This is a genomic window from Lacrimispora brassicae, assembly GCF_054772055.1.
In genome coordinates, this window is the sequence record NZ_BRYH01000034.1 from 158609 (window position 1) to 178248 (window position 19640).

Annotated in this window: 18 protein-coding genes; all 18 read left to right on the forward strand. The window is 47.2% G+C overall.

The annotated features are described in order from the left end of the window. Positions 1-35: 35 nt before the first annotated feature. The 18 genes from ACYVD3_RS17095 (at position 36) to spo0A (ending at position 19604) form a co-directional block, all read left to right on the forward strand. Positions 36-422 (forward strand): Asp23/Gls24 family envelope stress response protein, encoded by a 387-nt coding sequence (locus ACYVD3_RS17095; RefSeq protein ID WP_013273843.1) that lies wholly within the window; start codon positions 36-38, stop codon positions 420-422. 162 nt (positions 423-584) lie between these two features. Then, a complete protein-coding gene (locus ACYVD3_RS17100) occupies positions 585-2012 on the forward strand; it encodes a diguanylate cyclase (protein ID WP_460643692.1) in 1428 nt (475 codons plus the stop codon). Positions 2013-2112: 100 nt separating this feature from the next. Next, entirely contained in the window at positions 2113-2898 is a 786-nt protein-coding gene (locus ACYVD3_RS17105) for an aspartate dehydrogenase domain-containing protein (protein WP_460643693.1), read from the forward strand. 14 nt (positions 2899-2912) lie between these two features. After that, on the forward strand, positions 2913-3803 hold the full coding sequence (locus ACYVD3_RS17110; RefSeq protein WP_460643694.1) for a D-isomer specific 2-hydroxyacid dehydrogenase family protein: 891 nt from the start codon (positions 2913-2915) through the stop codon (positions 3801-3803). 89 nt (positions 3804-3892) lie between these two features. Then, positions 3893-4336 (forward strand): transcription antitermination factor NusB, encoded by a 444-nt coding sequence (gene nusB / locus ACYVD3_RS17115; protein WP_460643695.1) that lies wholly within the window; start codon positions 3893-3895, stop codon positions 4334-4336. Between the two features lies 1 nt (position 4337). Then, complete coding sequence (xseA, locus tag ACYVD3_RS17120; protein ID WP_460643696.1) at positions 4338-5627, forward strand: exodeoxyribonuclease VII large subunit; 1290 nt, start codon at positions 4338-4340, stop codon at positions 5625-5627. A 102-nt stretch (positions 5628-5729) separates the two neighbouring features. After that, positions 5730-5942: an exodeoxyribonuclease VII small subunit gene (gene xseB, locus ACYVD3_RS17125; RefSeq protein ID WP_460643697.1), complete on the forward strand. Its 213-nt coding sequence runs from the start codon at positions 5730-5732 to the stop codon at positions 5940-5942. Next, entirely contained in the window at positions 5932-6819 is an 888-nt protein-coding gene (locus ACYVD3_RS17130; protein WP_460643698.1) for a polyprenyl synthetase family protein, read from the forward strand. The genes xseB and ACYVD3_RS17130 overlap by 11 nt, the downstream gene beginning before the upstream one ends. 15 nt (positions 6820-6834) lie before the next feature. Further along, the gene (dxs, locus tag ACYVD3_RS17135) at positions 6835-8733 is read left to right on the forward strand and encodes a 1-deoxy-D-xylulose-5-phosphate synthase (RefSeq protein WP_460643699.1); all 1899 of its coding nucleotides are present in this window, start codon (positions 6835-6837) and stop codon (positions 8731-8733) included. A gap of 106 nt (positions 8734-8839) precedes the next feature. After that, positions 8840-9706 carry a TlyA family RNA methyltransferase gene (locus ACYVD3_RS17140; RefSeq protein WP_460643700.1) on the forward strand — a complete coding sequence of 289 codons (867 nt, stop codon included), beginning with the start codon at positions 8840-8842 and terminating at the stop codon, positions 9704-9706. Positions 9707-9718: 12 nt separating this feature from the next. Continuing rightward, the gene (locus ACYVD3_RS17145; protein WP_460643701.1) at positions 9719-10576 is read left to right on the forward strand and encodes an NAD(+)/NADH kinase; all 858 of its coding nucleotides are present in this window, start codon (positions 9719-9721) and stop codon (positions 10574-10576) included. Between the two features lie 11 nt (positions 10577-10587). Then, complete coding sequence (argR, locus tag ACYVD3_RS17150; protein WP_460643702.1) at positions 10588-11037, forward strand: arginine repressor; 450 nt, start codon at positions 10588-10590, stop codon at positions 11035-11037. Between the two features lie 11 nt (positions 11038-11048). Continuing rightward, positions 11049-12707, forward strand: coding sequence for a DNA repair protein RecN (recN, locus tag ACYVD3_RS17155; RefSeq protein ID WP_460643703.1), 1659 nt, complete (start codon positions 11049-11051; stop codon positions 12705-12707). A 47-nt stretch (positions 12708-12754) separates the two neighbouring features. Further along, on the forward strand, positions 12755-13471 hold the full coding sequence (locus ACYVD3_RS17160) for a DUF554 domain-containing protein (protein WP_460643704.1): 717 nt from the start codon (positions 12755-12757) through the stop codon (positions 13469-13471). Positions 13472-13843: 372 nt separating this feature from the next. Next, positions 13844-14701, forward strand: coding sequence for a tyrosine-type recombinase/integrase (locus ACYVD3_RS17165; protein ID WP_460643705.1), 858 nt, complete (start codon positions 13844-13846; stop codon positions 14699-14701). A 39-nt stretch (positions 14702-14740) separates the two neighbouring features. Next, a complete protein-coding gene (locus ACYVD3_RS17170) occupies positions 14741-16549 on the forward strand; it encodes a HAMP domain-containing methyl-accepting chemotaxis protein (RefSeq protein ID WP_460643706.1) in 1809 nt (602 codons plus the stop codon). 433 nt (positions 16550-16982) lie between these two features. Continuing rightward, positions 16983-18257: a SpoIVB peptidase gene (gene spoIVB, locus ACYVD3_RS17175; protein ID WP_460643707.1), complete on the forward strand. Its 1275-nt coding sequence runs from the start codon at positions 16983-16985 to the stop codon at positions 18255-18257. A 540-nt stretch (positions 18258-18797) separates the two neighbouring features. Continuing rightward, a complete protein-coding gene (spo0A, locus tag ACYVD3_RS17180) occupies positions 18798-19604 on the forward strand; it encodes a sporulation transcription factor Spo0A (protein WP_025234581.1) in 807 nt (268 codons plus the stop codon). The last annotated feature ends 36 nt before the right edge of the window (positions 19605-19640 follow it).

Consider the following 19640-nt stretch of genomic DNA (forward strand, 5'->3'; position numbering starts at 1 on the left):
CAGAACCCAGAATATGAGTACAGGAGGGAATTGCTGTGGCAGAAGTGGAAAGCAGAAATACTCACAAAGTATATGAAAAAGATAAAATTGGCGAAGTACAGATTGCAGACGATGTGGTGGCCATTATTGCAGGTCTTGCCGCAACCGAGGTAGAAGGCGTAGATTCCATGGCAGGCAACATCACCAATGAACTGGTGGCGAAGCTGGGCATGAAAAATTTATCCAAGGGCGTTAAAGTGGAACTGACGGAAGAACATGTATCTGTGGACTTATCCTTAAACATCAAATACGGTTACAGCATACCTGCTGTCAGCGAGAAGGTTCAGGAAAAGGTACAGAACGCCATTGAGAACATGACAGGATTAACGGTCCTGGATGTAAACATTCGGATTGCCGGTGTTGCAATGGAAGAGAATAAATAGATTTTAAAAGGTCTATCGCGGGGGGCGAACCAGGAAAAAGGTTCATACCCCCGCTTTTCTTTATGCATAAATGCGTAAAATTTTATTGTAATGAGATGGCGCAGGATTTATAATAAACCCGGAATATATCAAACGCTTCTTAAGGGACAGGTGTTTACATGTATGATGACTGATAGGGAGAAGAACCACTACTCATTAAAGGTGATGATTTTGTTTGGTCTGGTGGCTTCAGTAATTATGGGAGCATTCGCTTTAAACATTTATTATTTTAAGGAGGTGGAAAAAAGCCTCATAGAACAGACCCGCCAGGATTTAAAGAAGGAAAATAACGAAACAGTGATTTACCTTCAGAGAATGATCCAGGAGAGGTTTGGCATGCTGGAGGTATTTTCCGCATACTGCAATCTGCCGGAAGGACGGGAAAAGGAAAAATGGCAGAAAGACTTAGAGCCGTTTGAAAGGGAGGGGGTGCGGTTCGGGGTTTCTGATAGCCAGGGGATCATGTATTACGGAAACCATGAACCCAGGGATGTTTCCGCACGCAGCGATTATCAAGGGGCGTTAAGCGGAGAAAACAGCGTTTCCAAACTGCCTTCGGAGGAGTTTGACGGTCAGGGGGGGATCGTTCTGACGGTTCCTGTGATACGGGATGGTCAGGTAAAGGGAGTGGCCTGTATGGAGTATACAGGAGCGGAACTGGGGAAATATTTAAACAATACGGGATTAAGTAAGTATGGGGCCAACCTGGTTTTTACAAAGTCAGGAGAACTGGTGGTTTCCAGTCCCGGTTATGAAAAATACACTACCATTTATGATATGCTGAAATCTGTGGAATTTAGGGACGGGCAGTCTCTGGAGCAGATGGAACAGGCGGTGGAGAACGGGGATTCCGGATATGTTGCCTATGATCACAATGGCAGCAGGGAGTTTCTTTATTACCAGCCAGGGGGAATCGGGGACTGGATGGTGGCTTCTCTGGTGGAAACGGAAGGCTATAAGAGCACTTTTCACAGGATCGGAAGACTGTCGGAAAACTTTATTACGGGCACTACGTCCATGCTGGCCTGTACGTTTTTACTGATTGTTTATATCCTTTATCTGCGGAAAAAGGAATCCAAACGGGCGCAAAAGGATTATTTAACAGGTGTTTATACCAGAGAGACGGCGAGAAAGCTGGTGGAACAAGGGTTAAAAGGCGGCGGCAAGAAGCGGTTCTATGCCTGCATGTTCCTTGACATTGATGATTTTAAGAAGATCAACGACACCTTCGGCCATCACAAGGGAGATCTGGTCCTGACCCAGGCAGGGCAGATTTTAAATGACTGTACAAGGCAAGAGGATGTGATCGTCCGCTTCGGCGGGGATGAATTCTGCATCTGGCTCTACGGCGCAAGCGGAAGGAAGCAGCCGGAGGCCATTGCAAAACGGATATTGAATGCGTTTCATGTCTCAGGAACCATACATGCAAGCATTGGAATCACTCTGGTAGAAGAAGATGAAACCGAATACGATGCCATTTTAAAACGGGCGGATCAGGCATTGTACCAGGCAAAGAGAAAAGGAAAGAATCAGTTTGCAGTCCAGCTTTAATGTCCTTGAAAGGGACATGGCTTTACCTCTCCTTGAAAGTCCTGTGGATTTCAGGTATAATGAAATTTAAATGTTTTAAAACCACGAAAAGGAGAAAAGCATGAATAAGCTTAGACTTGGTATTATTGGAAACGGTTATCTTGGAGGGATCATTGCCGGTGCATGGAAAGACGGTTTACTGCCGGAATATGAGCTGGTGGGGATTGTTGGCAGGACAAAGGAACGGTCAGATGCCCTGGCAGCGGAAATGGGATGCAGATCCTGTGCCGGGATCCATGAACTGCTGGAATTAAAGCCGGATTACATCGCAGAGGCAGCGTCTGTAGGGTCGGTTAAGGATATGGCGGAAAAGATCCTGGCAAAGGGTTCCAATCTTATCGTATTGTCCATCGGTGCTTTTGCGGATAAAGAATTTTATGAAAAGGTAAAGGAAACGGCCAAAAAGCATAATACCAAAGTGTACATTGCTTCCGGAGCTGTAGGCGGATTTGATGTGCTCCGCACGGTTTCTCTCATGGGAGAGTCCACAGCCGGGATCGAGACCAGGAAGGGGTCCAAGTCCTTAGGGAATACCCCTCTTTTTGAGGAGCATCTCATGACTGACAAAGAAAGCTCCATGGTATTTGAGGGCAATGCAAAAGAGGCCATTGGGCTTCTTCCTACAAAGGTAAACGTTGCAGTGGCAACTTCCCTGGCAACAGTGGGGCCGGAGAAAACAAAGGTGAACATTCACAGCGTTCCGGGTATGGTGGGCGACGACCATAAGATCACTGCGGAAATTGACGGAGTGAAGGCGGTGGTGGATATTTATTCAAGCACCAGCGCCATTGCCGGCTGGAGCGTGGTGGCTGTGCTGCAGAATATTGTGTCACCGGTAGTGTTTTAAAGGAGGATAAGAGGATGTTTGAAAAGTTGGTTGCCATTGAACCGGTAAGCCTGGTGGAAGAAGCGGAGAAGGAACTTTTCCATTATGCAAAACAGGTGGTGATGTATGAGGATATTCCCAGGGACGACGAGGAGATTATTGAAAGAATCGGAGATGCGGATGGGGTGCTTTTAAGCTACACCTCCAGAATCAGCCGGTTTGTCTTTGAAAGATGCCCTAATATCAGGTATGTAGGGATGTGCTGCAGCCTTTATTCTAAGGAAAGTGCAAACGTGGATATTGCTTACGCACAAGAGCACGGGATCACAGTCTTAGGGATCCGTGATTACGGCGACGTGGGAGTGGTGGAATATGCGGTCTGTGAACTGGTACGGTTCCTTCACGGGTATGACAGGCCCATGTGGAAAGACATGCCTGTGGAGATCACCGGTTTAAAGGCCGGGATCATAGGTATGGGCGTTTCCGGAGGAATGGTCGCTCATGCTTTAAAGTTTCTGGGGGCGGATGTTTCCTATTACAGCAGAAGCAGAAAACCGGACCATGAGGAAAAGGGAATCAGTTACCTTCCCATGGGAGAACTTTTGGAGAGCAGCGAGGTGGTGTTTACCTGTCTGAACAAGAACGTGATCCTGCTTCATGAGGAGGAATTTCAGAGGCTTGGAAATGGAAAGATCCTTTTTAATACGTCTATTGGGCCGTCCTTTGAGCCGGAGGCTTTGAAAAACTGGCTGGATGCCGGGGACAACCGGTTTGCCTGTGATACGGCGGGAGCTGTTGGGGATGCCACCGGGGAGCTTTTAAAGCATCCCAAGGTATTCTGTGTAAATGCTTCGGCCGGCAGAACCAGGCAGGCCTTTGGTCTCTTAAGTGAAAAGGTGCTTGATAATATCAGGAGGTTTTTGTAGAATAGGAAAGTTTCTATTGTATAAAAAACCCTGTTAAGGTATAATAATTCCAAATGTCCAGAAAATTACCAATAGGAGGACCATGGGAAATGACCAGAAGTAAAATGCGCGAACACTGCTTTAAAATGATCTTTTGTGCGGATTTTTATCCCGCAGAGGAAAAGGCCGGGCAGCTTATCCAATATTTTGACGAACCGAAAGAGGATGACTTAAACGCCGATGGCGTGGAGGAGATCATCCATGATGTGGACATGAGTGAAGAGAATGCTGCTTATTTAAGAGAAAGGGCAGAGTCCGTAATGGCCAGGATCCCGGAACTGGATAGAAAGATCAACGAAGTGGCTGAAGGGTGGAAGACCAAACGTATGGGTAAGGCAGAACTTACCATTCTCCGCCTGGCCTTGTATGAGATTTTATTTGATGAAGATGTGCCGGAAAAGGTAGCCATCAATGAGGCTGTTGAACTGGCTAAGAAGTACGGCGGGAATGAATCTCCGGCATTTATTAACGGAGTCCTTGCAAAGCTGGTGTAACATGGCAGGAGTGTATTCCGTTACCCAGGTCAATGCCTATATAAAGAATATGTTTGCCCAGGATTTTGCCTTGAACCGGATCTCCGTTAAGGGCGAGGTATCCAACTGCAAGTACCATACTTCCGGCCATATTTACTTTACCTTAAAGGATGGAACTTCCTCCATGGCAGCAGTGATGTTTGCCGGGCACAGGAAAGGGCTTGCTTTTAAGCTGGAGGAAGGGCAGCAGGTGGTGGCAAAGGGCAGTGTGGAGGTTTATGAGCGGGACGGAAGATATCAGCTCTACGCTCAGGAGATCACAAAAGAAGGAATCGGCGATCTGTTTGAACGGTTCCAGAAGCTGCGTGATGAACTGGAAGAGATGGGGATGTTTTCCCCTGATTATAAGAAACCAATTCCAAAGTATGCAAAAACCGTAGGGATCGTGACGGCTCCTACGGGAGCGGCCATCCGGGATATTATGAACATCTCGGCCAGACGAAATCCCTTTGTGCAGCTTTATCTCTACCCAGCCCTGGTACAGGGGGAGAATGCAAAGGAAAGTATTGTAAAGGGAATCGAGACCCTGGATAAAATGGGACTTGATGTTCTGATTGTAGGGCGGGGCGGCGGTTCCATTGAGGATTTGTGGGCATTTAATGAGGAAATCGTGGCAAGAGCTGTTTTCAACTGCAGCACTCCGGTGATCTCTGCCGTAGGCCATGAAACCGATGTGACCATTGCCGATTATGTGGCTGATATGCGTGCCCCCACCCCTTCTGCGGCGGCTGAACTGGCTGTATTTGATTACGGTCTGTTTAAAGAACAGGCAGGGCTGTATGGCCACACCCTTTTAAGGACCATGGAAAGAAAGCTGGAACGCTGCCGCTTCCATGGAAACCAGTATGCTTTAAAACTGAAGCTGTATGACCCAAAGCGCCGCATCCATGAGAGCCGGCAAAGGCTTGCGGACATAGAGGACAAGCTTAAAAATCTGATTCTGTCAAAGACGGCCTCAGACCGGGCAAGGGCAGAAGAGGGAAGGCTTTGCATGCAGCGGCTCATAGAAAAACAGGCAGTACGGGACAGGCACAGGCTGGAGCTTATCATCAGCCGTCTGGAAGCAGGATCTCCTTTAAAGAGGATCGGCGGCGGGTACGGCTTTGTGACCGATGAAAAAGACAGGCGGATCAATTCCGTAAAGCAGGTAAAAGCCGGAGACAGGATAGGGCTAAGGCTTCAGGATGGCAGCATGGAGGCAGTAGTTTCCCACATTGCCCCGGCAGAATCCGGTTTATCAGACAGCCATTAAGGCGAAGGAGCTGGAGACCGGAAGGAAGCCCCTTCCAGGAATACTTCTATGCCCTCAGAAGCCGGGCAAGAACAAGGAAACTGAATAAGGAGAACCGGATTTATGGCGGTAAAAAAAGAAAAGACCATTGAAGAAACATTTGGAGAGCTGGAAGAGCTCATTAAGAAACTGGAAAGCGGAGAAAGCTCCCTGGAGGAATCCTTCCAGTATTATGAGACAGGTATGAAGCTGGTAAAGTTCTGCAATGAAAAAATAGATAAGGTTGAAAAAAAGATTATCGTGTTAGAGGAAAATGGTGAGGAACATGAACTTTAAAGAAATGTTTTCTGCCCGCACAGAGGAAGTAGGGCTTGTTGTGGAAACATACCTTCCTCCTGTGGAAGGCTATCAGAGTACGGTACTGGCGGCAATGGATTACAGCGTCCGGGCCGGGGGAAAGAGACTTCGCCCCATGCTGATGGAGGAAACCTACCGCTTATTCGGCGGCAGCGGAAAAGAGATTGAGCCTTTTATGGCGGCGATTGAGATGATTCACACCTCCTCCCTGATCCACGATGATCTTCCATGTATGGATAACGATACCCTGCGCCGGGGACTTCCTACGGCATGGGTGAAATTCGGCTATGACATGGCGGTGCTGGCAGGAGACGGTCTTCTGATCTATTCCATGGAGACCGCCGCAAAAGCCATTTCCATGTCGGACAGGCCGGATCTGGTGGCCAGGTGCATGGGGATTTTAGCCGAAAAAACAGGAATCTATGGAATGATAGGCGGACAGACCGTTGATGTGGAGCTGGCAGGAAAGCCCATTCCAAAGGAAAAGCTTGATTTCATTTACCGGCTGAAAACCGGGGCGCTTTTAGAGGCTTCCATGATGATCGGAGCTGTTCTTGGAGGAGCGGATGAAAAACAGCTAAAGCTGGTGGAGAACATGGCTTCCTGCCTGGGAATGGCGTTTCAGATCCAGGATGATATCCTGGATTTAACCAGCAGTGAGGAGGTTCTTGGAAAGTCTGTACTCAGCGATGAAAAGAACCATAAGACCACCTATGTAACCCTTGAGGGAATGAAAAAGGCGAAGCAGGATGTGGAGATGATTTCGGAAGAGGCGATTTCCTGCCTCCATGAGCTTCCAGGGCAGAATGAATTTTTAGAAGCCCTGATCCGGATGCTGGTGAACCGGGAAAAATAAAGGATCTGATAAAATATGATACTGGAATTAATAAATGGGCCCGAGGATATCAAAAAGCTGACAAAGCAGGAGCTTGATATTTTAAGCCAGGAAATTCGTGACTTTTTAGTAGGAAAGATAAGCGTCACAGGCGGTCATCTGGCCTCCAACTTAGGAGTGGTGGAACTGACCATGGCCATCTATCTGGCTTTTGACCTTCCAAAGGATAAGGTTATCTGGGATGTAGGACATCAGTCCTATACCCACAAAATATTAAGCGGCAGAAGAGAAGAATTTGACGATCTGCGGCAGTACGGCGGTATAAGCGGCTTTCCAAAGAGAAAGGAAAGTCCTTGTGATGCATTTGATACCGGCCACAGTTCCACCTCCATTTCCGCCGGACTGGGACTGGCCCAGGCAAGGGATGTGCTGGGAGAGGATCATTTTGTGGTATCCGTCATCGGAGACGGGGCCTTAACCGGCGGTATGGCCTATGAGGCTTTAAACAATGCGGCCAGAATGAACAAGAATTTTATTATCATTCTCAACGATAATAACATGTCCATCTCAGAAAATGTGGGAGGAATGTCTACGTATTTAAATAGCATCCGTACCGGAGAAGGATATCTGGATTTAAAAAAATATGTGACCAGCGTACTGTCCAGAATTCCGGTCATTGGAGAACAGATCATCGATAAGATCAGCAGGACAAAGAATGGCATCAAGCAGCTTCTCATTCCTGGAATGCTGTTTGAAAACATGGGGATTACTTATCTTGGCCCTGTGGATGGCCATAACGTAAAGGCACTGTCCAGGGCCTTGATGGAGGCGAAGAAGCTTTCCCACACTGTACTGGTCCATGTGATCACTCAGAAAGGTAAGGGGTATGCCCCAGCGGAGAGGAATCCCTCCAAGTTCCACTCTATGGAACCTTTTAATATTATCACCGGAGAATCGAAAAAAAAGAAGAAAAATCCCAGCTATACAGATGTGTTTTCCAAAACCATCTGCCGTCTGGCTGAACAGGATAAAAAAATCGTGGCAGTAACGGCGGCCATGCCGGATGGAACAGGCTTAAAGCGGTTCTCCAGCCTGTATCCTGACCGCTTTTTTGACGTAGGAATTGCAGAGCAGCATGGGGTGACTTCAGCAGCCGGAATGGCGGCAGGCGGCTTAAAGCCGGTTGTGGCCGTTTATTCCTCCTTTTTGCAGCGTGGCTTTGATCAGATCCTTCATGATGTGTGCATCCAGAACCTGCCTGTGGTCTTTGCCATAGACCGTGCAGGGCTTGTGGGCAGCGACGGGGAGACTCATCAGGGGATTTTTGACTTATCTTATTTGACGGCAATTCCTAACATGAGTGTATTTGCCCCGAAAAATTTATGGGAGCTTATGGATGGACTGGAATTTGCCCTGGCCTTTAACGGTCCCTTTGCGGTGCGCTATCCAAGAGGAGAGGCATACCAGGGCTTAAAGAGCTTTCGTGCTCCCATTGAATACGGCAAGGGAGAGATGCTTTATGAGGAAAGCGATATCGCCCTACTGGCAGTAGGAAGCATGGTGAGCACGGGAGAGCATGTAAGGCAGAAGCTGAAAGCAGAAGGCTGGAACTGCACTTTGGCCAATGGCCGTTTTGTAAAGCCTTTTGACAGAGAACTGGTGGACCAACTGGCAAAGAATCACTGGCTTATTGTGATCATGGAAGAAAATGTCCTTCAGGGAGGGTATGGTCCGGAAGTTTCCGGCTATATTCATGAGCATTATCCTCATGTAAAGGTCATAAATATCGCACTGCCTGATTCCTATGTGGAGCATGGCAACGTATCCCTGCTCCGTAAGGGACTGGGAATTGACAGCGATTCCATCGTATGGAGGCTAAAAAAGGAATATCTGGATATGGAACGCCAGAACGCAGAATGGAAAAGGCTGAAATAAAACATCTTTCAACCTTGCCGCGGCAACTGAGAAAAACTTGCAATGCACATTTTTCTTGGTTCATCGGGGACAAATTATAAAGAAAAACAGGGGAAATGGAAAAGGAATGAAAGAACGGTTGGATGTGCTTTTAGTAAAGCAGGGACTGGCTGAATCCAGGGAAAAGGCCAAAGCGGTCATTATGTCCGGGATCGTCTATGTAGACGGGGAGAAAGAGGACAAAGCCGGCACCACATTTGATGAAAATGCAAATATCGAGGTAAGAGGAAACACGTTGCGGTATGTGAGTCGGGGCGGTTTAAAGCTTGAAAAGGCCATGACCCATTTCGGCTTGACCATGGAAGGCAGGGTGTGCATGGATGTGGGCTCCTCCACAGGAGGTTTTACAGACTGCATGCTCCAGAACGGAGCAGCCAAGGTTTACGCGGTGGATGTGGGCCATGGCCAGCTTGCGTGGAAGCTGCGGAACGATGAGCGGGTGGTATGCATGGAAAAGACCAATATCCGTTATGTTACTCCTGTGGACCTGGCTGACCCCATTGAATTTTCCTCCATCGATGTTTCCTTTATTTCCCTGACAAAGGTATTGGGACCTGTAAAAGCCCTTCTTACAGAAGAAGGAGAGATCGTTTGCCTTATAAAGCCTCAGTTTGAGGCCGGCCGGGAAAAGGTGGGGAAAAAAGGCGTTGTAAGAGAGAAGTCTGTCCATTTAGAGGTGATCCAGATGGTGATTTCCCATGCACAAACCATTGGGTTTGAAGTGCTTCATCTGGAATACTCCCCTATTAAGGGCCCGGAAGGGAACATTGAGTATCTCCTGCACTTGAAAAACCACTGTCAGGGAGAAGCCTGTCCGGAATGTGGCCTTGATCCGGAAATGGTCGTAAAAGAGGCTCATGGGGAGTTGACAGGACGTGAAAGCGGCCTGTTACGAGCAAGCAGCGAAGCGAATTGCGAGTATTCTTGCAGGTAAGGAGTTTTTATTATGAAGTATTTTTATGTGATCATGAACCCTGACAAAGAGGGGGCCAGAGAAACTGCAAAAGCCATTCGCGATTACCTTACCGGCCATGGGGCGGTTTGCTTCATTGGGGGAGAAGGCCAGGACAAACGGCATGAGAAAAGCCATTATACGGATGCTGCCATGGTGCCCCAGGAAACGGATTGCCTCATCACCTTAGGCGGCGACGGGACCCTGATACAGGCGGCCAGAGACTTGGCAGGACGGAATATCCCCATGATCGGGATCAACCGGGGCACCCTTGGGTACCTGACCCAGGTATCCCGCACAGAGGACATCAATGACGCTCTATCCGCCCTTCTTGCCAATGATTATAAGCTGGAAGAACGGATGATGCTGGACGGCAGTATTTACCGGAATGGAAGGGCTGTCTGCCAGGATATCGCCTTAAATGAGATCGTCATAATCAGAAGCGAGCAGATGAAGATGCTGCGGTTTAAGGTTTATGTAAATCAGGAATTTTTAAATGAATACCGGGCAGATGGACTTATAGCGGCAACACCCACCGGTTCCACCGCCTACAATCTTTCCGCAGGAGGGCCGATCATTGTCCCGGATTCTAAAATGGTGGTTCTGACTCCAATCTGTTCTCATGCTCTGGGGGCAAGGAGCATCGTACTTTCCGCCGAAGACTGGATACAGATCGAGATGACAGGGAAAAAAGGGGTATGCCAGGCTGCGGTATTTGACGGAGATACCACGACGGAGCTTTATCCAGGCGATTGTATCGAGATACGACGGTCAGATGTTAAGACCATTCTGATAAAGCTGAAAAACATATCATTTTTAGATAACCTGCGCAACAAGATGGCTGGTATATAGGGAGGGGCACTATGAAACTGGAACGACACAGCAAAATTGTGGAACTCATCGGAAAATACGAGATCGAAACCCAGGAGGAACTGGCGGATTATTTGAATCAGTCAGGCTTTGCAGTCACTCAGGCAACGGTTTCCAGAGACATCAGGGAGCTGAAGCTGACCAAGGTTCAGTCTGAATCAGGAAAACAGCGGTATGTGGTGCTTCAAAACCAGGGCTCCTTTAGTGATAAATACATCCGCATCCTGCGGGATGGTTTTTTATCCATGGACATGGCACAGAACATCCTGGTCATAAAGACCGTATCCGGCATGGCCATGGCAGTTGCCGCAGCCCTTGACGCCCTTCATTTCAGTGAAATGGTGGGCTGCATTGCAGGGGATGATACCATTATGTGCGCCATTCGAACCACCGATGACACCATACTCATGATGGACAAACTAAAAAAACTCATTACGGGATAAAGGAGGCCACCATGCTTTCAGAATTACACGTAAGAAACTTAGCCCTGATCGAAAAGGCCGATGTGGAGTTTGGACAGGGCTTTAATGTCCTCACCGGCGAAACCGGAGCCGGTAAATCCATTATTATCGGCTCAGTAACCATTGCCCTGGGGGGAAAAACGCCAAAGGATATCATTAGAAAAGGTGCGGAATACGCCTATATTGAACTGATCTTTACAGTCAGGGACCGGGCGAAGGTCCACCTGTTAAAAGAGATGGACGTCTATCCTGACGGAGACGGTATTGTGATTATTTCAAAAAAGATCATGCCCTCCAGAAGCTTGAGCAAAATCAACGATGAAACCGTGACCGCAGGGAAGCTGCGGGATATTACAGGCCTTCTCATCGATATTCATGGACAGCATGAACATCAGTCTTTACTCTACAAATCAAAACATCTTGAGATTCTGGACCGCTACCAGGAGAAAAAGTCCCATGAGCTAAAAGAGAATATTGGAGATACATATGGGGAATATGTCCGGTTAAAGGGCCGCCTTTCCTCCTTCCGCCTGGACGAAGAGGTCAGGCTCAGGGAAATGGATTTTATCCGCTACGAGATAGAGGAGATCGAGAATGCCCAGCTAAAGGAGGGGGAAAAGGAGGAACTGTCGTCCGGATACCGGCTTTTTTTGAATACAAAAAAAATAACCGAAAGCCTTTCCACCGCCTATTCCGCCGTTGATTCGGATTTCATCAGCCGTGCTTTAAAAGAAGTGGAAGCAGTCGCTTCTTATGATGACAGGCTTTCTGCCATAAGGGATCAGCTTTTTGATGCGGACTCCATTTTAAACGATATCAACCGGGAAATAACCTCTTACATGGATGACATGTCCTTTGACGAAGAAGAATACCGTCAGATGGAGGAGCGGCTTGATGTCATTAACAACCTGGAAGCAAAGTACGGGGGAAGTCTGGACCAGATTTTTATAAATCTGGAAGAAAAGCAGAGACGCCTGGAAGAGTTGGAAGATTACGACGGGGCTAAAAAAAGGACGGAAGAGGAGCTTCAAAGGGTTACGGACCGTCTGGAGGATTTTTCGGGGCAATTATCCGAAATGAGAAAACATACGGCTAAGGAGCTGACAGAAAAGATAAGGGAAGGGCTGAAGGATTTAAATTTCATTGACGTGGAATTTTCCATGGAGTTTTCACGCCTTAGCCATTATACGTCAGGAGGTTTTGACGAGGCGGAGTTTTTGATTTCCACCAATCCTGGAGAGCCATTAAAGCCCTTGGGAATGGTGGCTTCCGGCGGCGAGCTGTCCAGGATCATGCTGGCCATTAAAACGGTGCTGGCGGATACTGACGACATTCCTACCTTGATTTTTGATGAGATCGACACCGGCATCAGCGGGCGTACGGCCCAGAAGGTGTCGGAAAAACTGGCTTACATTGCCGGGAACCATCAGGTGGTCTGCATCACTCATCTGCCCCAGATCGCCGCCATGGCTGACTGCCATTACGAGATCGCAAAAACGGTGGAAGAGGGCCGGACGGCTACATCCATACACCGGTTAAGAGGGGAAGAGGTGGTAGAGGAGCTGGCAAGGCTTTTGGGAGGCGCGGAAATCACCCAGGCGGTGAGAGCCAATGCAAGGGAAATGAAGCGGCTGGCAAAAGAAGGCAGGTAAGGCTGTAGATTTTTACAAATGACAATGATAACTGGGAGTATGAAAGCATGATTGGACTTGGGACGCTGATAAATGTGGCGGGAATTGCGGCAGGAGGCCTGGGAGGCCTTCTCTTTGGAAAGAGGATGGAGGAGCGGTACCAGAGAACGCTGATGAATGCGGCCGGTATCTGCGTAGTGTTTCTTGGAATTCAGGGTGTTATGGGGGAAATGCTGGTCATCAAGCAGGGAGAGCTTACAGGCAGGGGAACGATGATGCTGATCCTTTCCTTTTTCATAGGGGCACTGCTTGGGGAGTGGATGGACATTGAATCAGCCATGGAACGGTTTGGGGAATGGCTTAAGATAAAAACCAACAGCAAGGGTGATACAAGATTTGTAGAGGGATTTGTAACAGCCTCCTTAACGGTCTGCATCGGAGCCATGGCAGTGGTAGGCTCCATCAAGGATGGGATTTCCGGAGATTATACGGTCCTTGCCGCCAAAGCGCTTCTGGATCTGATCATTATCCTTGTCATGACGGCTTCCCTGGGAAAAGGCTGCGTGTTTTCGGCGATTCCCGTTGCCCTGTTTCAGGGAACCATAACCCTTCTGGCAAGGCTGATCGAACCTCTTATGACGGAGCAGGCTTTGTCAAATTTATCCCTCACCGGTTCGGTTTTGATTTTTTGTGTGGGCGTAAATCTCATTTGGGGGAAGATGATAAAGGTGGCTAATTTGCTTCCAGCCATCTTTTTGGCTGTTGTCTTTGCTTTTCTTCCTTAAAGCCTTTTCACCGGTTGGCAGAACCTATGGTCATTGGATTTTTTCATAGTCTTCCTGAAAAGAGCTGATTGAGGTTTACACTGCAAAGCAGAATGGAGACCGGTTTCCTGGTATGGAGCCGGAGAGAAAGTATGAGCGGCATACAAGATAAAGACAGGCATCTGGCGCATCTGTTTCTTGCGACAGCCGCCTGTTTTTTATCTTTTCGCCTTTTGAGAAAAGGCGGCGGCACATGGCTGTGTTAATCCGCCCCCTTCTTTTTTCCTCAACAAAAAAATCCTGCTTCCCTTCAGGGCCAGTATGGCGTAATGTGAACAACTAAAATATGTCAATGATCGGACAGAATATTACACAATAAGGAGAAATCTTGTTATGCCACAAACAAAAAGAAAGAGGGATATTACCCCAGAGCTGATAAAACGCTTTGCTGTTTATCTGCGGGAACAGGAAAAAAGCATTTCCACCATTGAAAAATATAAGCGCGACCTTGCTGTTCTATGTAAATTCCTGGGAGACGTGCCGCTGACCAAAAGCGCTCTGATCGATTGGAAGGAATATCTGACAAGACAATATGCCGCAGCCAGCGTCAATACCATGCTGGCAGCAGTGAATACATTTTTGAACTTTGCCGGCTGGGTTGATTTAAAGGTCAAGCCGCTGAAAATACAGCGGAATTTATTTTGCCGGGAGGAGAAGGAGCTTACCCGCAAAGAATATCTTCGCCTGGTGCAGGCGGCAGAGAGAGAGGGCAATGAGCGCCTTTCCCTGGTTCTCCAATCCATCTGTGCTACAGGCATCCGTGTGTCAGAGCTGCAATTCATCACCATAGAAGCAGTACATGCAGGGCGTGCGGTGGTGAACTGCAAGGGCAAGACGCGTACCATATTTCTGCCCGAAAAGCTCCGGCGCGCACTGGTTCTATATGCCCGGAAACAAAAAAAGACCTCCGGGCCTGTTTTTGTCACAAAAACAGGCAGAACCCTTGATCGTTCCAACATCTGGCGGGACATGAAAGCCCTTTGCAAAAGTGCAGACGTGGAACCGGAAAAAGTGTTCCCCCACAACCTGCGACACCTGTTTGCCCGCATTTATTATACACTGGAAAAAGACCTGTTCCGGCTGGCGGATATACTGGGCCATTCCAATATCAATACTACCCGGATTTATACCGTGGAAAGCGGTACGGTTCATGCAAAGCAGATTGAACACATGGGGTTAGTAATCACATAATTTCGATTATGTGGTTTATGATAGGAGAGGGTGAATTTTATGAAGAAATGGTTTATCAACTTAAAAATCGGCGGTAAAATCATTTGCGGGTTCCTGCTTGTGGCGGTGATTGCCGGAATAATAGGCGCTATCGGGATTGTGAGCCTGGAACATGTGGGCGGGTCCTACAATGTGGCTTATTCGGATACTGTCACGGCATTGGAATGCATGGAAAGGGTCAGCGCTTCTTTTCAGGAAGTGCGGACAGACCTTTTGGAAATGGTGTTGTCCAGTAACAAAGCGGATAAGGAAGCTTGTGTGGAAGCCTTGACTCGTCATAGAGGCATCATAGACGACAACTTGTCCAAATACAAGGGCACGCTGGAGAAATACAAAGCAGAGGAAGTGGAGGAGGAGCTGAAACTGATTTTCCAGCTTGAATCAGCCTTGAATGGGTTTACTGAGGGACGCAATCGATTTATCAGCAGTCCCGCCGCCACGGATCCGGAGCACTACATGGAAGCTTACAGTATGTTAAGTGATGGAGGAGAACTGCACACCCTGGGTCAGGCAGTGGAAGAAATGATTACCGTTCTGGTTAAGTATAACCAGGATTATGCCAAGCAGCAGATCGACATTAACGATAAGCTGGTGGCAAGTGTCAAGATCATTATGTACATAGGCGTGTTAATGGGGGTAGTTTTGGCAGTGCTGGTTGGGTTATTTATTGCCCGCGGCATATCAAAGCGGATCGGCCTGATGGTAGAGGCCGCCGACAAGCTGGCCTGCGGAGAGGTCAATGTCAATATTGAAGCAAACTCCAGGGATGAAATTGGGGTGCTGGCCCAGAACTTCCGGCGTATGTCGGGCACCTTGAAACTGATGATCACCGATGCAGCCTATCTGTTGGAGGAATTGGCGGACGGCAACTTTACGGTGTACTCCAAAGCGGAAGAAAGCTATGTAGGCGACTATTTTTCTCTGCTGGATTCCATGGGCAAGATGAGGGACACCCTCAGTAATACCCTGAAGTCCATTGATGTGGCGGCTGACCAGGTGGCCACCGGCTCCGATCAGGTATCCAGCGGAGCGCAGGCGCTTGCATCAGGTTCCACCCAACAGGCCGCTTCCGTAGAGGAACTCAGTGCATCAATTGAAAAAATTGCGGAACAGGCAGCGGAGAACTCGGCCACGGTTGCGCTTGCATCAGAATCCGTGAATCAGGCTGGTGAAGACGCAAATGCCGGAAATGAACATATGGAGCAGCTTACGGCCGCAATGGCGGACATTGGCTCTGCTTCCGACCAGATCGCCAGCATTACAAAAGTTATTGAAGACATTGCGTTCCAGACCAATATTCTGGCGCTGAACGCTGCCATAGAAGCAGCCCGGGCAGGAAGTGCGGGAAAGGGTTTTGCAGTTGTGGCAAACGAGGTCAGGAACCTTGCCGGAAAATCGGCGGAAGCTGCAAAGCAGACCAGCGATCTGATTCAGGCTTCCGTCTCCACGGTAGCAAAGGGGACGGAAATCACCGCCAGGACGGTACAAATCCTGCAAGACGTAGGTACAAGCGCCCTTAAGGTGACGGAAAGCTTTGGAAAGATCCAGCAGTCCTCCGCTGAGCAGGCGGTGGCAATCAAGGAGATCAAACAGGGGCTTTTCCAAATATCTGCTGTTGTACAGACAAATGCCGCCACAGCAGAGGAAAACTCCGCTACCAGCGAGGAAATGTCCGCACAGGCCGCGGCTCTCCGTGGGGAGGTGGGAAAATTCAAGCTGGCAGGAGATATGGGTCTTTCCTCTGTGAGGTCTTATGAGGAGCCGGAAACAGAGTTTGAGCTCCGTAGGGACTATTTGCAGAAAATGTAATAAGATTTGGGCTGTTGGCTGACAGGTGGATTGCCCGAAAGGGTACTTCTTTCCTGTGCCTGTTTTTTCAAAATCATTGATAAGTAATTTAAAAAAAATAGTGAGACATGGGGAAAAGCTTTTATTTAAGCCAATTTCAGAAACTTTTAAAGGAATACTCAAAAATGTCTTTCTACTATTTAATTAATAAACAATAAAAAAATGGAGATCATAAGTATAAATAAAAATAATATTTCGCAATATTAATTTTTGATATTTAAATTCGGACTATTCATCGAAAACCATCAAAAAGATTTCCATTCTGTCGTTATCGCTGCCACCCAAAGAAAATAGTTACAACTAAAATATGACAGTGTGATTTAAACAATTTCTCACATACTAAGAGAGGAGCAAAAAAATTGTCTCCTTTCATTCACCTAAGGAGGTATGTGAGATGGGAAGAAATAAAATTCATAAAATAATTATTAGAGTATTCTGGATCAGCCTGATCTTTTGCATCGGATTTTCCTGGTTCTATATGAAGCGGGTAATTCCTGACAAATTGAATATCGTTGCACAGGAAGAGGAACAGTTTCATTTCTCCATGCCTTTCGATGTGACGCTGTATTCCGACAGCGAGGAAGTGGTGTTAAACAATGGATCAAATATCCCTTCCGATCAAATCCATCTTCAGGTAAACCAGGCATTTTCCCTATATTCGGAAAATCAGGGAAGCTATAAGCTGGGACTGAAACTCTTTGGATGGATTCAATTAAAAGACATACAGGTGAATGTAGTAGATACCAAATATGCGGTTCCATGCGGAACGCCCATTGGGATCTACTTAAAATCAGACGGTATCATGGTGATCGGTACCGGAGATGTAACGAAAAAAGACGGAATGGTGGTGGAACCGGCCTTTGGAATCCTGCAGTCCGGTGATTACATTGAAGCCATCAATGGAACACCTTTAAAGGATAAGGAAGGGCTGATGGGTGAGCTGAGTAAAATAGGCCCTGCTGAGGCAGTATTAAAGGTCAGACGGAACGGGGATATCATTGATGTAAAAATGAATCCCACGGAAGCAGAAGACGGAACCTATAAGCTGGGAGTCTGGGTCAGGGATGATACCCAGGGGATTGGTACCATGACCTATGTGGATATGAACGGACAATTCGGCGCATTGGGCCATGGAATCAGTGACAGTGACACCGGCAATGTGGTCCAGATCACCGATGGGTCCCTTTACGAAACAGCAATCCTTGGAATTGAAAAGGGAACCTTTGGAAAACCGGGAGTGATGAGCGGCATCATCTATTACGGTCCGGGTTCCACCCTGGGGACCATTACTGCCAATACGGAAGAAGGTATATTCGGAACTGTCAATGACAGGTATAAACAGAGCCTGGTCCAGGATGCCATTCCCATCGGCTACCGTCAGGATGTGAAGAAGGGAATCGCCCACATCCGAAGCGATGTATCGGGAAAAGTTCGGGATTACGAAATCGAAATACAGCGTGTGGATTATTCCACCACTCATAAAAGCAAGGGAATGGTAATCAAGGTTACTGACCCGGATCTTTTAGCCCTGACCGGCGGAATCGTACAAGGCATGTCAGGAAGTCCAATTATTCAGGATGGCAAACTGATCGGAGCCGTGACCCATGTGTTCATTCAGGATTCAACAAGAGGATACGGAATTTTCATCGAAAACATGATCAATCACTGAGTCTGACAATAAGGAAAGAAAAGAACAGGATCGTAAATATTTGCGGCGCCGTTCTTTTCTTTTTCACATTTTTAGTTAAATTACAATAATTACGGAAGATTTCAGGGGGGAAACTGGATTTTCCAGTGTTTTTCAGGAGAAATATACAGAATTATTTCATTTAATCGTCGAAATGTAGTAATTAAAGTCACAAAAAATGCCATATTTTATAAATTATGCTTTTCAACGTAAATATAATGTGTTAATATAGAAATTGTGGGATGAAAAAATTTGGAACTTTTTTGCCGACAAGTAGTTTCAATTTTCAACACCGGCAAAAAATGTAAGGGCTGGCAGGGACCCGGGTCAGGGTAGGCCCTTTCGACCTTCGGTGTATGAAATGAAAAAAATCGAAAAAAAATATTCCGGAAATCAACTTAAAAACAATTCTTTTTGTCGAATAATGCGATAGAATCCCATTGCGGCATGAGCCAAGGCAAGACTATAATGGCTTTACACTAGTTTTAATCTATTTTGAAGAATCAGAAGGAGAGTACCAATATGTCAGAAATCAGTATTGCGATTGCGGATGATAACCTGCAGACATTGAATCTGCTGAACGATATACTGGAGGGAGAGGAGGATTTCCACGTCGTTGGAAGAGCGGATAATGGCGAAGACGCTTATAACATGATCCTCAAAACAAATCCGGATGTTGTCTTATTGGATGTGATTATGCCGAGAATGGACGGAATTACGGTCATGGAACGTGTGCGGGGAAACGGCGCAGTTACAAAGATCCCGTCATTTATTATGGTCACTGCGGCAGGAAGCGAGAATATTACCGAAGATGCGTTCCGAATGGGAGCAAATTACTACATAATGAAGCCGTTTAATAAGGACATTATCGTCGACAAGGTACGAAGAGTGGGACAGAGGAAGTCGAAAACCCCCAGCCTTCAGGGTATGAAAAAGGTAAAACCATATGTCAATAAAACAGAGTACATGGAACAGAATCTGGAAAATGATGTCACTCAGATGCTTCATGAAATAGGAATTCCCGCACATATTAAAGGATACCAGTATTTGAGGGATGCCATTGTCATTTCCGTACAGGACCAGGAAATGCTCACCTCTGTCACAAAGATCCTCTACCCTTCCATTGCGAAGAAACATCAGACAACTCCCAGCAGAGTAGAGCGGGCCATTCGCCATGCCATAGAGGTGGCCTGGAGCAGGGGAAAGATGGATACCATCAATGAATTGTTTGGATATACCGTAAGTACCGGCAAAGGAAAGCCTACGAATTCTGAATTCATTGCTTTGATTGCTGATAAGATAAGACTGGATTATAAAAAACTTTCTTAATTTGTAAAATTTTATACTTCCTTATTTCTTTAAAAT

What these genes read in the sequence shown, in the direction of transcription:
- ACYVD3_RS17145 (WP_460643701.1), top strand. Translation starts at nt 9,719, where the DNA reads ATGAAGTATTTTTATGTGATCATGAACCCTGACAAAGAGGGGGCCAGA.
- spoIVB (WP_460643707.1), top strand. Translation starts at nt 16,983, where the DNA reads ATGGGAAGAAATAAAATTCATAAAATAATTATTAGAGTATTCTGGATC.
- nusB (WP_460643695.1), top strand. Translation starts at nt 3,893, where the DNA reads ATGACCAGAAGTAAAATGCGCGAACACTGCTTTAAAATGATCTTTTGT.
- argR (WP_460643702.1), top strand. Translation starts at nt 10,588, where the DNA reads ATGAAACTGGAACGACACAGCAAAATTGTGGAACTCATCGGAAAATAC.
- ACYVD3_RS17140 (WP_460643700.1), top strand. Translation starts at nt 8,840, where the DNA reads ATGAAAGAACGGTTGGATGTGCTTTTAGTAAAGCAGGGACTGGCTGAA.
- ACYVD3_RS17165 (WP_460643705.1), top strand. Translation starts at nt 13,844, where the DNA reads ATGCCACAAACAAAAAGAAAGAGGGATATTACCCCAGAGCTGATAAAA.
- ACYVD3_RS17160 (WP_460643704.1), top strand. Translation starts at nt 12,755, where the DNA reads ATGATTGGACTTGGGACGCTGATAAATGTGGCGGGAATTGCGGCAGGA.
- ACYVD3_RS17105 (WP_460643693.1), top strand. Translation starts at nt 2,113, where the DNA reads ATGAATAAGCTTAGACTTGGTATTATTGGAAACGGTTATCTTGGAGGG.
- xseB (WP_460643697.1), top strand. Translation starts at nt 5,730, where the DNA reads ATGGCGGTAAAAAAAGAAAAGACCATTGAAGAAACATTTGGAGAGCTG.
- ACYVD3_RS17110 (WP_460643694.1), top strand. Translation starts at nt 2,913, where the DNA reads ATGTTTGAAAAGTTGGTTGCCATTGAACCGGTAAGCCTGGTGGAAGAA.
- ACYVD3_RS17100 (WP_460643692.1), top strand. Translation starts at nt 585, where the DNA reads ATGATGACTGATAGGGAGAAGAACCACTACTCATTAAAGGTGATGATT.
- ACYVD3_RS17130 (WP_460643698.1), top strand. Translation starts at nt 5,932, where the DNA reads ATGAACTTTAAAGAAATGTTTTCTGCCCGCACAGAGGAAGTAGGGCTT.
- xseA (WP_460643696.1), top strand. Translation starts at nt 4,338, where the DNA reads ATGGCAGGAGTGTATTCCGTTACCCAGGTCAATGCCTATATAAAGAAT.
- spo0A (WP_025234581.1), top strand. Translation starts at nt 18,798, where the DNA reads ATGTCAGAAATCAGTATTGCGATTGCGGATGATAACCTGCAGACATTG.
- recN (WP_460643703.1), top strand. Translation starts at nt 11,049, where the DNA reads ATGCTTTCAGAATTACACGTAAGAAACTTAGCCCTGATCGAAAAGGCC.
- dxs (WP_460643699.1), top strand. Translation starts at nt 6,835, where the DNA reads ATGATACTGGAATTAATAAATGGGCCCGAGGATATCAAAAAGCTGACA.
- ACYVD3_RS17170 (WP_460643706.1), top strand. Translation starts at nt 14,741, where the DNA reads ATGAAGAAATGGTTTATCAACTTAAAAATCGGCGGTAAAATCATTTGC.